This window comes from Paraburkholderia sp. BR14312, from assembly GCF_040948675.1.
Classification (GTDB): domain Bacteria; phylum Pseudomonadota; class Gammaproteobacteria; order Burkholderiales; family Burkholderiaceae; genus Paraburkholderia; species Paraburkholderia nodosa_A.
The window spans coordinates 59,468-74,073 of sequence record NZ_JBFPKI010000022.1 but is presented as its reverse complement, the minus strand read 5'-3'; the positions used below and the strand labels follow the sequence as shown (position 1 = coordinate 74,073).

Genomic DNA, 14,606 nt, shown 5'->3' with positions numbered 1-14,606 from the left:
GCAGATAACGCCCCAGGTCGCCGGTCCGGTACAGCCGATCGCCCTCCACGAAGGGACTGGCGATGAACCGCTCGGCTGTCAGCTCGGGGCGGTTCAGATAGCCCCGCGCGACCCCCGCCCCGCCAATGTAAAGCTCGCCCACCGCACCAAACGGCACGGGCGCGCCATGACCGTCCAGCAGGTACACCCGCGTGTTCGAAATCGGACGGCCGACGGGGGGCAACTGGGGCCAACATGATGGCTCGACTGCAAGGTGGTGCTCGGCAATGACACTGATTTCTGTGGACCCGTATTGATTGATCAATCTCGCCTTTGGATGTGCTTCGAAGAAGGCCCTAAGCAGTGGAGTGGACTGAAGTTGCTCACCCGCTGTATAAATCTCCCTTAAAGAGGGCAGTTTCACTTGCTGCGCGCCCCAGACCTCCGCAAAATGGTTCAATGCTACGAATGGGAGGAAAAGTCGCTCGATCGCCTCACCTTCCATGAATTCAAGCAAGTCGGAGAAGTGCCTACGGGTCTCTTCCCGCACAAGTACGAGCAGTCCACCGTCCTTCCAACAAATGAACATTTCCTGACAGGACACATCGAAGTTCAGGGTAGCGAATTGAAGTGTGCATCGTTTTGACGTGCCAACCCCCGCGAGCGAATTCACAAGCGCGCCGTGGGACATTTCTACACCCTTTGGCGTTCCGGTTGAGCCGGAGGTGTAGATGACATAGGCGAGATGGCGCGATGTGAGGCCAAGCGCGCGCGGCTCCGGGTCCGAAGGCGGCCGCTCGCCCCAGACCGGGGTGGCACTATCCAGATCGACAACGCTGACATCGGCCACAGTCTCGGCGCCCAATGCGGTTCGACCGGCGGCATCGCAAAGCAGCAGTTGCGGCGCGGCATCGTCGACAATCCTCCGCAGCCGCACCGACGGATAAGCCGGATCGAGTGGCAAATAGGCCGCCCCCGCCTTCAGGATCGCCAAAACACCAACCACCATTGCCAGGCCGCGTTCCAAGCAGATCGCCACCAGCTGGTCCGGCTTGACCCCGAGCGAGATCAGATGATGCGCTAGCCGGTTGGCCCGCGCGTTGAGTTCTCCGTAGCTCAGTCTCTCGTTCTCATGGGCCGCAGCCAACGCCTCCGGCGCCTTTTGCACCTGCGCCTCGAACAGCCTATGGATGAACCGCTCCGGCGGATAAGGCGTCACGGTCCGATTCAACTCCTCCAGTAGATACGTGCGTTCGTCGTCTGGAAGAATGTTGATGCGGCCGACCGGCTGCCCCGCATCGGCCATCACACCATTTAACAAAGTCTGCAAATGCTCTGTCATGCGGCCGATCTCCCTCGGCGCTAATCGACTGGCATCAAAATGCCAGCGGAAGCGTCCATCCAGAGCGCAAACTTCAAACGTCAGCAAATCGCCGCATAGGGCCGGGCCCGCTCTGTGACTCGTCATCAGATCGCCAGCCACCGAAGAGCTCTCTGTCGTGATTGTGATACCAATCAGCCAGGGTCGGTGCGAGCGCAGCGCCTCCACACCTCGCAAGACCGGGCAACGCGCGACAAGATCCCGGGCAAAGCTACCGTGCGCCCTCAGTTGAGCGAACTCGGCAGCTACGGCCTTGCGTACTTCTTCAAAATCACTAGCAAGCTCAATGGTCACTTCCATCGGCACGACAGAGGAAATCAACACCTCCAACGCTTTGGAGGCAGTTTGCAATCCATACAATGCAGGCGTCCATCCCAGCTGAAGCTCTGTTTCTCCCGTGATGCGGGCGAGATAGATCAGCCAAGCCGTTGCCAAGTATTCCGAGCGATCGAGTGGGGACAATTTAGCCAAAGTACTTGGACTGAACCACGAACTCGACTGCCATCCGGGCGGCGCCGCAGCCACGGACGATGACAGGAAAGGAGGATGCAATGTTCTAAACTGTTCGAGCCGCTGTCGCCAAAAATTCTCCAGAGGCGCCAGCAATTCATGGGTGGCAGTTATGCTCCGCGCCTGTTCATCGCTCAAGATCGGAAGGCGACTACCTTCATCCACATTGAAGTGCCTGGCGAGGGCTCGCGCGTCCAGCATCTGCCCATCGAGTTCGCCAAAGCAAACATCGACATCCTCGGAGCCCGTCGCCACACGCCAATGGCTCGAGTGGACTTCGAGCAGGGAACCCGCCGGACTGCTCGAGCTTCGAGCCAAGACGTCCAACTTTCTGACTTTGACAGCCTGATCGCCCAGGAGAGCCTTGGGCAGACACATTGGATTAAGATGGTGCGGCCCAAAGCCTAGGGCTCGTGTCATCGCCGATATCTCTTGCGCGGATTGATCCCATCGCAGACAGCCTGCGGAATCTGGGCGTCGATGTCTCGGAAAGTAGCTTCTGTCCACCAGTGCCTGCGGATAGGCCAAAAGCTTCCCGTTCTCGACGCCAGTTAAGAGCTCGCGGAAGCCATCGATCGCGGCTTCATCGCATTTTAGATTCAGGGTCAGTGCCGTATCGGTGGGCGCAATCAACACCTGGCGCTGAACCACGACGTCACCGGTATTGACACCGTCATCGATCCAATGCCACGTGATGGCATATTCGGTCTCTTGCGCCAGCAGCGCCCAGGACGTCACATGCATTCCCGCATATCGTGGCAATGGACCGTCGTGGTAACTAAAAGCACCTCGACGAACACCCTCCAATACATCCGCCGGCAGTATGAACGGATTGGCAACTGAGAAGATCCAATCTACCGGCGCAGCCTTCAAAAAAGAAGAGAGCTCTTCAACGCGTGATATGGACGGGATGTTCGAGCGAACAGCCCAATCGCGGAATACGCCGTCAGCACACAATGCTGCACCAATGACGTGGCCCATCTCAATTGCCAGCTGCACGCAGCTGATAGCGAGCGTACCACTCCCGACAACGACGGTAGAGGAGATCGACCGCGCTTCAGGTAGCCTGTCCTGATCACCCTGTTGGCAGACGCTTCCGCGCGCCGGAAATACCCGATATGACATCTTCACCGCTCCTGCAGTCCATCCATCAAGCTGAGCATTCCCACTATGGGCGTCGCGCCACGAAGCGACTTCAAATCAGCCACACGGGTTCGAATTTGCTCGAGATAACCGCGCCCGCGGTCGCTTGGTCAATACGCGGGTATTGGCGGTGCCGAAACTCTTGCGTGCCGCCAAGATCGTCCCAATGGGGGATTGCCGGATGCTCCAAATCCTGAAAGGACGGAGCCGTGACAAGTTTTCACCCGAGATTCGCGCCCGTATAGTTCGGATGGTTCTGAATCACGCCAGCGAGTATCCGTCGCGCTGGGCGGCAAGATCTCAATTGCGGACAATGGGTCGATTCGTCAACAACCGACGGCTCTTGGAGTCCATCGCAAATATCCCCCCGGCCGAGGCCGGACACGCCATGCCGGACAACCAAGCATGGCAGCATAACTCTAACCAAATGGCCGCCAGGCAAGCCCGGGGCGGTTCACGTTGCTCAATATGCCGAGCCTGTCGGGTCGTTAAGGTTGTGGCGCTCGGTTCCGTTGAGAGGCGGGTTGAAGATACTAACGAGGATCATGTCCTTGTCCCGCCCCCCGCGCAGAAAATGCTTGTCATGCTTGTCCAGCACATACATGTCGCCCTTGCGAATGGCGAAGACATTCCCTTCCATGTCCTCCACCTCGCCCTCTCCGGCGATGCAGTAGCAAGCTTCGAGATGGTTACGGTATTGCAAAAACGAGACCGTGTTAGCGCGCACTACGGTGTGGCAGACGCTAAAGCCCATGCCTTCCTTAGCCGTCAGGAGGCGGTGGCTAGTACCATTGCCCCAATCGACGAAGTGATCCGTCGCTTCAACATCGTTCAGGCTACGCACAATCATATTGTTTGATCGCAGGAATACAGGTGCAAGTCATTCGTAGAAGCGCGGCTTCCGCGCGCTCCCGAAGCGGAAAGCCAAGGTATGGCTTTTGGGACGGGGCAGGCTGGCAAGAACCTGCCAACCCATGTCCTCCACTGCCATTCGCCCCATTCCTGATACGGCACCGTCCAGACCTCGTCGGGGAGCCGTCGCCCAATCTTGATAACCCAATCATGAGATGAGAGACCTCGCCACGATGCGCGCGCGGCGGTCGTGGCAGCATCAGGATCGATCGAGCAAGTTTCATCTGAACTCCTAGAAGTGAGTTGCTAGATTGTTATGGTCAACGTATCCCTATCAAGCAACCGATGTGCCAACGACTTTCTGAAAACACAGCTGAGAAAACAAGGCGCCTCTCGCCGTGCTAGCTGGCATCCTGCCGTCACACTTGCGACATCGATGTCTTAAACGAGACACAGCTCAAGACAGGACCGCGGTGGTCGATAGCGATGATCGCTGGAAAAGTGCAATCTCCCCGAGAGGCTCAGACAACCTCGCTGTGCTGTGCGCCGGCATGGAAGAGCTCGCCATATGGCTCTGTCAGGTTGATGGAAAGGGGGCGGTAGAATGACGTCATGAAGAAGTCAAAACCGCTTTATCACGGCCACCGGTTCCCTGCCGTCGTCATCAACTGCGCGGTTCGCTGGCATTTCCGGTTTAGCCTGAGCCTGCGCGACGTCGAGGAGTTGCTGCTCGAGCGTGATGTTGTGGTCGCATGAGACGATCCATTGCTGGTGCGAGAAGTTCGGCGCCAGATTCGCCCAAGGCGCCAAGGCCGCGCGGCGCAAGCCGGGCTGCGCGGCGAGCCCCATATCTGTTGTGGCGAGCGGTCGACGAGCATGGCGCAGAACTGGACGTGCTTGTGCAAAAGCGGCGTGACAAGGCATCGGCAAAGCGCTTCTTCCTCAGGGTGCTGCGTTCAAACCCGGTGCCGCGCAAAATCGTGACCGACCAGCTGGGCAGCTATCCGGCGGCGAAGTCGGACATTGCTGAGCTTGCTCATGTGAAGCACGTCTTTGTCAAAGCGGCCGCACGCGTGAACAACCGTGCCGAGAACGGCCACCAGCCGACCCGCAGGCGGGAGCGCCAGATGTGCGGATTTCGCGATGCACGTCGCACGCAGGCGTTTCTTCCGTGCTTCGGTGCGATCCGGCAGCACTTCGCGTTGCCCAGACACCAGATGAACGCGGCATGTCATCGTACCGCGCTCCAGAAACGTTTCGCGACGTGGCATGGTTGGACTGTCACTGCCGCCGGAGACAGGGTTATCTAATAAGGATAACTACTCGTACGCCACAAGGACAGACTACATCGGCCAACCTGACTGAGCCATTCTGTGGCAGCGAGCTACGCCTTCGTCGCCGAACCGCAAACCAATGGCGTTGCTGAGCGGTTCAATCGGAACATGAAAGAACAAGCGATTCACGGGCGTATCTTCAAGAATGTTGATGAAGTTCGTGACGCTGTCGTTGACTTCAAAAGACCGTTACAACCGAGAGTGGCGGCTGGAAAAACTGGGGTTCATGTCACCCCTCGAACCCCGTCAGGCATGGATGTTTAAACAGGCCGCCTGAGTGCCAAAACCGTGTCCAAACAATCCGGGCCGATACAGGTCAAACGTCGTTAGACATGGGAGGCCTTGTCGATCTGCCGCATTTCACTATAGAGAATAACAATAGCGATAAGACCCGCCGCCATATCGGCAGCCGCTACCGAGAACAACAGGCCGTCATGTCCGTAAGCGTACTGCAGCAAGGCCATCAGGGGCATCAGAAACACGCCATGCCGCAGTACCGCTACAAGCGTTGCCCAGATTGCGTCGCCCTTAGCCTGCATGAAAAGCAGACACACCTGTTGCACCGCTAGCACCGGCAACGCACAATGGAACAGTAAGATCGCGCGGCTACCAATCTCTATCGTCGCCGACTCGTGCGTAAACCAGCCGATGATGGTCCTAGCTTGCCACACGACCCAGCCGGCATAGACTCCGGCGAACGTTAGCGCGACGGCAACCATAGTCCGAACCGCTTGCGCCACCCGTGTCCAGTTACCTGCGCCGACATTAAACCCTACAACCGGCTGCGCCCCGATGCACAGCCCATACAGCGGAAGTACCGCCAACATCGCCAAGCGGCTGGCCAAACCTATCGCCGCCACCGATGCCTCGCCGTAGCGAGCAGCGAACCCATTGAGCATGGACATGGCCGCTACCGCGAGCAGCGTATTGAGCGCTGGTGGAATGCCGATGCGGGCGATGCTCGCCAGCCGGCACCAGCAGCGTCCCACCGATGGCCACAATAAGACGATGGCCCCGTGCCTGCCCGCGAAATGTCGCCAATACAAGGTTAAGCCGCACAACTGGGCCAGAAATGTTGCGATACCGGCCCCATCGATGCCCAGCCCCAACCAGAAAATCATCACCGGGTCGAGTGCCGCGTTCATTGCGAAGGATGAGACTTGGGTCGTCATGCTGAGCACGGTATTGCCATCCGCTCTCACGATGAAACCACAGACCATATTGAATACCACTGCCACATAGCCCAGCAGCAGCCAATGAAGATAAGCCACCGCCAGTGGCAAAGTCGATGGTCCAGCGCCTAGCCATGCCAGCAAACTTGGAGCCAACAGCCAGCCGGCGATTGCCGCAATGCCAGCAATTACCATCGCAGACCATAACGCGTGCGAGGCATAATCGTTGGCAGAGTGATCGTCGGCGCGCCCCAGGCTTCGAGCAATCAACGAGGCGGCCCCTGCACCGAAGATCTGGCCTATTGCCGTGATGCCCATTGCAAACGGGAACGAGAATGCCATCGCCGCGAGTGCCGCTGTTCCGAGCCGTCCCACGAAATAGGCGTTGAGCAACTGATAAGCGGCACTGACAGTGACTCCAATGACGGAAGGAAGAGCCAGCCGCAGGATCAGTGGCAACAGTCGATCATGGGCCATTGACTGCATCCGTGATGCCGCAACTGCTGGCGTGTTCATACCATGGCTCCCTTCACGCTTGCTGCGTCCACATCTTCCTTATTGTCCCTGAGCCATCCGGCATAAGCCGCGAGACAATGCAGCAACTGACGTCCCAGCATGTTCGCCTCCTCTGCGGAAAAGCAATGCAGCGCACAATGCATCTGGATACGAAGTTTACCGTCCACATTGTCGATATCTAACCGCAACGTGTGATGACGGTTGGACCCCATCCCATCACCCGTCCAAATCGTCGGTTGAGCAAGGCCGAGCAGCATGCGCGTACGAAGATTGTCTAACGCAGCGCGATAGTTGACGACAACACGAGGCCAGTCGAAATCCATGAGTGCCTTCGCCTGATCGTCCGGCAGCAGATACGCAGCCGCCCGTAGCCCAATGCCATGGATCCGCGCCGAATTGCGCTGACGACGCACCACTTTCAGACGTTCCGCCACACTGAGTCGCCCCTCACAAACGATGGCCAGCGGGACAAGCTCCGCGGTAAAGCCCATAACCGTCGACAGATCCTGACCCGGCAGGATAGGCGTGCGCAGCATGTCCATGCTGTCCAAAAACAGCCCTCGTCGCTGGTTGCCCTGTCCTGCCACCTCCGCCAAGGCGCACAGGATGACGTCGAACGCGTCAAAGCCGTGCCGTTCCGGATGCAGATCGAGCAGAACCTTTGTCGATTCCGCATCCAGGTCCAGATAGCGAATCCCCTTGCGCGCACACAAGGCCTCGAAAGCAGCATCACTGTGCATCTGCCCAGTATGGAGCATCTCGAACAAGCGGCGGCTGGCATCAGCGCCACTATCGACTGGCTCAACCTCGAGGACTGTAGCACTATCCTCACGCAGCAGTTCCCATGGCCGGCTTCGCCAATAAGCAATGTGGCTGTCCAACGAACCGCTCACATGTTCGCGCAGCGCCTTCACCCATCGATTCAACTGCGCGCGGCCACTGAATGCGGGAACTGGCGCGTGGCCATGCTCTATAGCCAGATAGTAGCGTTCTACTTCGTCCAGCAGCAGCCGGAACCCATAGCCGTCGACTAGAAAATGATGAATTATGATAAAAATCCAACTGTGCGGCCGCCCACCGACCTCCGCCTCGATCAATTGGAAACGCGACATCCAGGTACGACCATCGAACCGGAATGCATATTGCGCTTTCTCAGCGATACCAGATACCTCTCGCGTGCAATCACCGAGCTCTGCGTACGAGCCCAATGCAACTCGCTCCAGATGCAACGCTCCGACTCCGGTATGAAAGCGTAGATCATCGTCATCTCGAGAGATCCTGGTGCGCAACAGTGGGTAGTCTTTCGCCAACCTGACGATAGCGGACTCCAATATGGCCGGATCCAAACGGCAGCTATCGTCTTGCCAGATCGCGTACATGTTGAAATGCTCGTCTAAACCCATGCGCCGATTCATGAAGCGTATCGTAGGCGTTACTTCCACACCACCGTCGATTTGGCCATCGTGGTGCACCAGTTCGCCAGAGCGGGCATCGACCAGCCCGGCCAGTTCGCGTAACACTGGATAATCGTACAACTCGCTGACCGAAAAGCGGATGTCCATCTTGGCCGCCTGCGCCACACAGCGCACGCTCAGCATAGAGGTACCACCCAGTGAGAAGAAATGCGCGTCCGCACCAATCGTCGATATACCAAGCACTTCCTGCCAAACCGCGGCCAGTGCATTCTCGGTCGTGGTGACCAGCGGCGCGAATACGCCCACTGCGGTTTGCCGTGGCAACGGCAAGCGTGAACGGTCCAGTTTACCGCCCGGCAGCTTAGGCAAAGCCCGCAAGCGGACAAATGAACGGGGAATAGTATGGGGCAACAGCGAATGACGGAGCATTTGTCTGAACCCATCCTCCGTCGACGGCAGCTTCGCCTCAGTGCCCACCACGTAGGCAGTCAACAGCGGCTCGCCATCCGCGGCGCGGTGCAAATGCACCGCGGCCTCCTCGACCCCAGGACATTTTCGCAAGACGTGAGAAATCTCATCCAGTTCAACGCGCAAGCCATGGATCTTGATTTGGTTGTCACGCCTTCCGAGGAACTCCAGGCGGCCGTCGTCACGGTGGCGTCCCAAATCGCCAGTGCGATAAGCCACAGTTCCGAAAGGCTGTAACTCTGGCACCGAATTATCAACAAATCGCTCGGCCGTCAACTCCCCGCTGCCATGGTAGCCACTCGCCAGGCAGTCACCCGTCACCAGGATCTCCCCCACCGCACCTTGAACCACCGGCCGCAACTTGTCATCTACGACCGCTATGCCGACATTGGCCACCGGCTTACCGATCGGGACAATCCGTTCATCAGCGCCCACTTCGCACACCTCCGCCCAAGCGGCGTTCGAACTACACTCGGAGGACCCGTAGAAGTTGAACAAACGGGCCTGTGGGAACGCCTCGAGAAAGCGCCGAGCCAACTCTGGCGGCAACGCCTCAGCGCTTGAGGTGACCAGCCGCAAATCTGAAACCGAGCGTCCGTCCGTCAATTGTGCCGTCAAAATGCCGGTGATCAATGGTGGCGAGCACAGCAGACGCGTTACCCGGTAACGATCGAGCTGCAATAGCAGCAGGGATGGATCTTGCAGTTCTTGCTGACTCAGCAGCAAACTAGGAACGCCTTGTAAGAGTGGCCCAAAGATTTCCCATTGACTGGCAACCAGCGCCGCCGACTTCTGCACTACGCAGACATCGCCTGCCTGAAATGGGAATTGCCCCCACATCCAGTGCAAACGATTTAGGCATGCTGTAGCGGAAACTACAACGCCCTTCGGTTTTCCCGTAGAGCCAGATGTGTATACGATCTGCAGCACTTCATGCGAGCAAGATGGCGAAGGGGCGGCATCTGTTTCCTCATTGCCGCATGCAACTTCCTCCGACGGCAGTAGCACCAGCCCTCTGTCACGAAATGCTTCCCGCTGCAACGGCGTGGCAACGAAGGCATTGGGAGCGACATCTTTGGCAATCTCAAGTATGCGACTTAACGGATAATTTGCCCCGATCACCGAGTAGGTTGCGTGCAGCTTGATCGCAGCCAGAATAACGATCAACGCGTTAATGCCGCGGTCAATGCCAAGCAGCACCCTGTCGCCGGCACCAACACCGGAGGCTGCAAGTCTGTTAGCAAAACGGTTGGCCGCTGCATCCAACTCTGCGTACGAAATGCGGCCGCGCTCCCAGAAATAAGCAATATCCACTGGTGACATTTTTGCACGCACTTCGAACATTTCGCGTAGCGTACTAGCGCCTGTATAAGCCAGCCGTCCTCCGTTGTACCGCTTAAGAAAAGCCTTTTCAGCTGGGTGCCGCAGATCCAGCTCTGCCAGCGGCGCTGCGGGCGCCGCAATGATCGCCTGAATAATTTGCTGCAGGTTGAGCAGCATTCTGGAAACGAGCTCGTCGGAGAACAGCTCGGTGCAATAGGACATCTGCAGATAGATGCCGTCCCCCTCTTCCTGACAGTAAAGAGTGAGATCGTACTTGGTATAACCGTTTTCCAATTCTCGGGCGACAATTGACACGTCTTGCCGCCCCTCAGAAATCAGCTCTGCCTTCTCCGAATACATGTTGAACATCGCCTGGAATACGGGGGACAAATTGCTTCCACGTACCACGTCAACTGCTTCCAACATCCGACTGAATGGATATGCCTTGTTGAAGGCAGCACCGATGACAGTTTGCTGTGTCGTGGCCAGATTTTCGATGAATGACTTGTCAGGATTTATCTTCGCCCTTAGCGGCAACATGTTTAGGAAGAACCCCAGCAGGTTTTCCGTACCTGACTGTTCTCGCACTACATTCGGAGTGCCGACGATGATATCGTCCTGTCCACTGTACTCCCTCAACAAAACGTAAAACGTCGTCAGTAACACGCTGAAAAGCGTTGTGCGATTGTCCGCAGCGAGTTCGCGAAGTCTGGACGCCGCGAGAGCCGGAATTTGTATGGCGTGTGACTTACCGGTGTAATGCATTCGCCTCGGACGAGGCTTATCGGAAGGCAGGGTCAGCACCGGCAACTCACCCGACAGCTGTTGTGCCCAGTACGCGCGCTGTCGCGCCCAGCAGTCCGATCGAAACTGCTCAGACTCCCATTTCGCGAAATCCGCGAACGAAATTTCGGCTTCGAGACCGTCCTCTGAGCTGACTCCCGCCTTGTAAAATTCACGCAGTTTGCGCACCATCACCGAAAGCGACCACGCGTCCATAATGATTTCATGCGTGGTAAAGATGACAACATGCCGGTCTGATCTCTCTCGTACTAGTAGTGCGCGATACAGTGCGCCCGCGGCGAGATCAAAGGACGGATGAAACTCGCTCGCCTTCAGTTCAGCCAACCTGGGGGCACGATGGTCGCCGCAAAGGTCTATAAAGCGCAAACTGCCCTTCGGCGGTGAATCGAAGGTCAAATAAGGATTGCTGCTCTTTTCGACGAATCGGATGCGCAGTGTGTCGAAGTACTGCACCACCGCATCCCAAGCCCGACTAAAGCGATCCCGATCAAGCTCTCCGCAGCATTCGAGCGCCGTTTGCAGGGTATAGTTGGATGCTGTTGGATCAAGCTTCCACAAAAACCATAAGTGTTTTTGAATGTGGCTGGCCGGAGCCTCTCCGCCCTCATCACGGCGACTGCCGACAATGGCGGGGAGCGACTCATGCGCATCCTCTTTCTCGGCCAGGAGCTCGGTCAACTCATCTATTGTGCACTGATACAGGTCAACCACTGAAACTTCGCAGGCGAATTCGCTCCGAATACGGTTGATCGCAAGCATGGCGCGCAGCGAGTCACCGCCCATCAGCAAAAAGTTGTCGTTTCGTCCCAGCCGGTCTAGATGCAGTATCTCGGCTAGCAGCCTGCACAACCGAACCTGAAGACCGTCAGCAGGCTCCAGATATTTCACATCGGACAAAGGACGCAAACTTTCCGGGGAAGGCAATTTTTTGTAATCAAATTTGCCATTGGCGTTTAATGGTAATGTCGCCATCTCGAAAAAAAGATCAGGCAGCATGTAGTCAGGCAACTGACGCGACATGTGTTCGCGCAAAGCGCTCCGTGTAACCTCCTCTCGAAGCTTGACGAAGGCCACGAGGCGCGGCAGTCTTTCCGCTTCCCCCAGACTATTTAGTGTTTCCCTTGCCGTCAGTTTCACCCGATTGTCAGCGGGGTAATGCACCACTACGGCCGCGGCCTCGACTGCTGCATGTAACCCCAGCAAACCTTCCACCTCGTTTAGCTCAATACGATAGCCACGCAGCTTAACCTGACGATCTGCTCTTCCGAGACACTCCAGTAAGCCATCCTCGCGCATCCTCACGAGATCGCCAGTCTTGTATAATCGATCATATCCGCGCTTATCGCTGAAAGGGTTAACCACAAAAGCCTCCTCGGTACGCGCGTCGTCGTTAATGTAGCCACGCGCAAGGCCAACGCCGGCTACACAGAGTTCGCCTACGTCACCTGACGCAACAAGCGTCAGCGCCGCTGCATCTGGCCTGACCACATAGATTTGCAGATTGTCTATCGATTTCCCGATTGGCATAAATGCCTGACCTTCCGCCGGAGAGTTAGAAATCAAAGCATGCGTGACACCGTCGGCACATTCAGTTGGTCCATAGTGGTTGAGGATGGGAATAGACGGGTACATGGCCAGCCAGCGTCGGCATACGTCGGGCGGCAATGCCTCCCCGACGGTGGAAATCCTGCGCAGCGCCGGCAGCGCGCGTGCCTCGATCAATTCGACTTCGGCCACAAACGAGCGTAGTTGTGACGGCACAAATTGAATGACCGATACTTGGCATTCGCGCAGCTCAAGCAGCAGCCGCGACGGATCGCATACGACGTCTCTATTAATGATCCGCGTGCACGCCCCCACTTGCAGCGCCGCCATAAATTGCCACAGAGAAATGTCAAAACAGTGCGATGCAGTCTGCGCCACCTGGTCAGTTTTACTGATCTCCAGATCGCGGACCTTAGCATGCAAGTGATTGACAAGGCTCCGCTGTTCAACCATTACGCCCTTTGGTTGACCGGTGGTACCCGAAGTAAAAATGACGTAGGCAAGATCACTGCCTTTGCCTCTGGGCCCGACAAAGGCTACGCTAGATGCTTGCGCTTCCTCAATATCAAGAAGCACCAGTTCCGGTTTGGCTGCCTCCAAATACGCCGCCTGTTCGTAGCAGTTATGGTCGGTCACCAGCAGGCAGCATTTACTCTTCTCCAGCATGTAATCCAAACGTTCCGCTGGATACTGACGATCAAGCGGCATATAGGTACCGCGAATCTTAAAAATGGCAAGCATCGCAGCCAATAAATCAGTTCCTCGCTCCATCAGCACGCCGATGACGGGCGCCTCGCGGCCACAGCGCTCGGTCAGCGCCATTGCGATGCGATTAGACTGCTCATCAAGCTCCCGATACGTCACCGACTCGCTGCCATGCCTCGCTGCTATATGTTGCGGATAACGCCGTGCCACATCACAAAAGTAGTCCACTGCCAATGGTGTTTTCATTTCAATCTCACTCACTCTATTAAATGCTTGAAGTAACCGGCCCTATACTAAAACCAGCTGTCTCGGCGGACGACCGAAAAAGTATCCGTGGAATGATCGTCGAATGGCTCATTGCGTTTGGATTGGATAACTGGTTACGATTAGAATCAGTACCGATAACCGCGAAAGATGCGGCTGGCGCGAGCAACGTTACAACTCGATGGCGCATAGATCGCCTTCCGATCGCACATTGCTATGACGATGCGAGACCGAACCCACCGAGTGCCCGCATCGCGTAACGGCGCTATATCTTGCGCCAGCCCCGCAGTTCTCCCCAATCCTCAGAGAGCGAGTTCCTGGCACGCTTCCGAAACGGTCGCGCAGCGCTTACTGTCAGAAAGTAGTGTCGCGCTCGCGACGAAGGCTTTCGGATCATCGGCAACAAGCGACCAATCGTGGGAAAACCGCACAGTGCGTGATCTGTTCATCGTTAAAGTAACCGTCCTCAATCACAATCACGACCTTAGCTCGAGCAAGCGATGTCAGTTCAAGAAGAGGACTATGCAATGAGTCGTGGCAAGGAATTCACTTCATACAGGTTTCGAACTGTATGCTGCAATATAAAAACTACAGTAAAGCGCGCGAATAATTGAAACATGTGCGCTTCGACACCCGACGCTCCAGTAGCATACGTTCAGAAGTATTCAACAGTCATATAGTGGATTAGAAGGTGCGATGGCTCTGCTCGATTAGGTCGTCCTGACCGTCGCGTTGATGTCGGTGCTCACATGCTGCTCACTTCGCCGCACAGCTTCATTCTGGCAGAGCCCTTGTTAACTTTCTTTGTGAGATATATCGTTCGTCGGACTGCACAGCAACGCAGGAAGAAACTTCCCGGTCAGGGAGCGGAATGGAACTGATGATCCAGAGCGCCGTTTCCTTAGTAACGCGTAGCGCGGCACCTTGAGTGGACGCCGCAATAACATAACATGTCGACTGTCATTTTTTGAAGATCTTGTCTGTGGCTCGTGAGGCTTTGGTTTCGTGTTCACGCTTCGTTACCTTCCGCTTTAATTTCCCCGCGACAGCAGATGCAATAGTTGAGCCAACGCCACGACACACCGGATAGATATCTCACAACACATTGCTGATCGGGATGATTGATGGGCATTCAACCTCCAAAACGCTTGCGGGATCTTGCGCCAAGCATCGTTTGTCGGTTTGCCTGTGTTGC

5 protein-coding genes and 1 pseudogene are annotated in these 14,606 nt (G+C 56.6%); 2 read left to right on the top strand and 4 right to left on the bottom strand.

What is annotated here, in order from left to right; translation table 11 throughout:
* Together AB3X98_RS39200 and AB3X98_RS39195 are read right to left on the bottom strand one after the other, a co-directional pair.
* Nucleotides 1-2,995 (bottom strand): amino acid adenylation domain-containing protein (locus AB3X98_RS39200; RefSeq protein ID WP_368610420.1); only part of this gene is annotated, 2,995 nt, incomplete at its 3' end.
* A gap of 481 nt (nucleotides 2,996-3,476) precedes the next feature.
* A complete protein-coding gene (locus tag AB3X98_RS39195) occupies nucleotides 3,477-3,863 on the bottom strand; it encodes an ectoine synthase (RefSeq protein ID WP_368605762.1) in 387 nt (128 codons plus the stop codon).
* A 614-nt stretch (nucleotides 3,864-4,477) separates the two neighbouring features.
* Between AB3X98_RS39195 and AB3X98_RS39190 the strand changes: the two are divergent.
* Together AB3X98_RS39190 and AB3X98_RS39185 are read left to right on the top strand one after the other, a co-directional pair.
* Nucleotides 4,478-5,175 (top strand): annotated as a pseudogene (locus AB3X98_RS39190) (IS6 family transposase).
* A gap of 63 nt (nucleotides 5,176-5,238) precedes the next feature.
* Nucleotides 5,239-5,463, top strand: coding sequence for an integrase core domain-containing protein (locus tag AB3X98_RS39185; RefSeq protein ID WP_342950221.1), 225 nt, complete (start codon nucleotides 5,239-5,241; stop codon nucleotides 5,461-5,463).
* Nucleotides 5,464-5,525: 62 nt separating this feature from the next.
* Here the strand turns inward: AB3X98_RS39185 and AB3X98_RS39180 are convergent, their stop codons facing one another.
* Together AB3X98_RS39180 and AB3X98_RS39175 are read right to left on the bottom strand one after the other, a co-directional pair.
* On the bottom strand, nucleotides 5,526-6,887 hold the full coding sequence (locus AB3X98_RS39180) for an MATE family efflux transporter (RefSeq protein WP_368605763.1): 1,362 nt from the start codon (nucleotides 6,885-6,887) through the stop codon (nucleotides 5,526-5,528).
* Entirely contained in the window at nucleotides 6,884-13,393 is a 6,510-nt protein-coding gene (locus AB3X98_RS39175) for an amino acid adenylation domain-containing protein (RefSeq protein ID WP_368605764.1), read from the bottom strand. The genes AB3X98_RS39180 and AB3X98_RS39175 overlap by 4 nt, the downstream gene beginning before the upstream one ends.
* Between the last annotated feature and the right edge of the window lie 1,213 nt (nucleotides 13,394-14,606).

What these genes read in the sequence shown, in the direction of transcription:
- AB3X98_RS39175 (WP_368605764.1), bottom strand. Translation starts at nt 13,393, where the DNA reads ATGAAAACACCATTGGCAGTGGACTACTTTTGTGATGTGGCACGGCGT.
- AB3X98_RS39180 (WP_368605763.1), bottom strand. Translation starts at nt 6,887, where the DNA reads ATGAACACGCCAGCAGTTGCGGCATCACGGATGCAGTCAATGGCCCAT.
- AB3X98_RS39195 (WP_368605762.1), bottom strand. Translation starts at nt 3,863, where the DNA reads ATGATTGTGCGTAGCCTGAACGATGTTGAAGCGACGGATCACTTCGTC.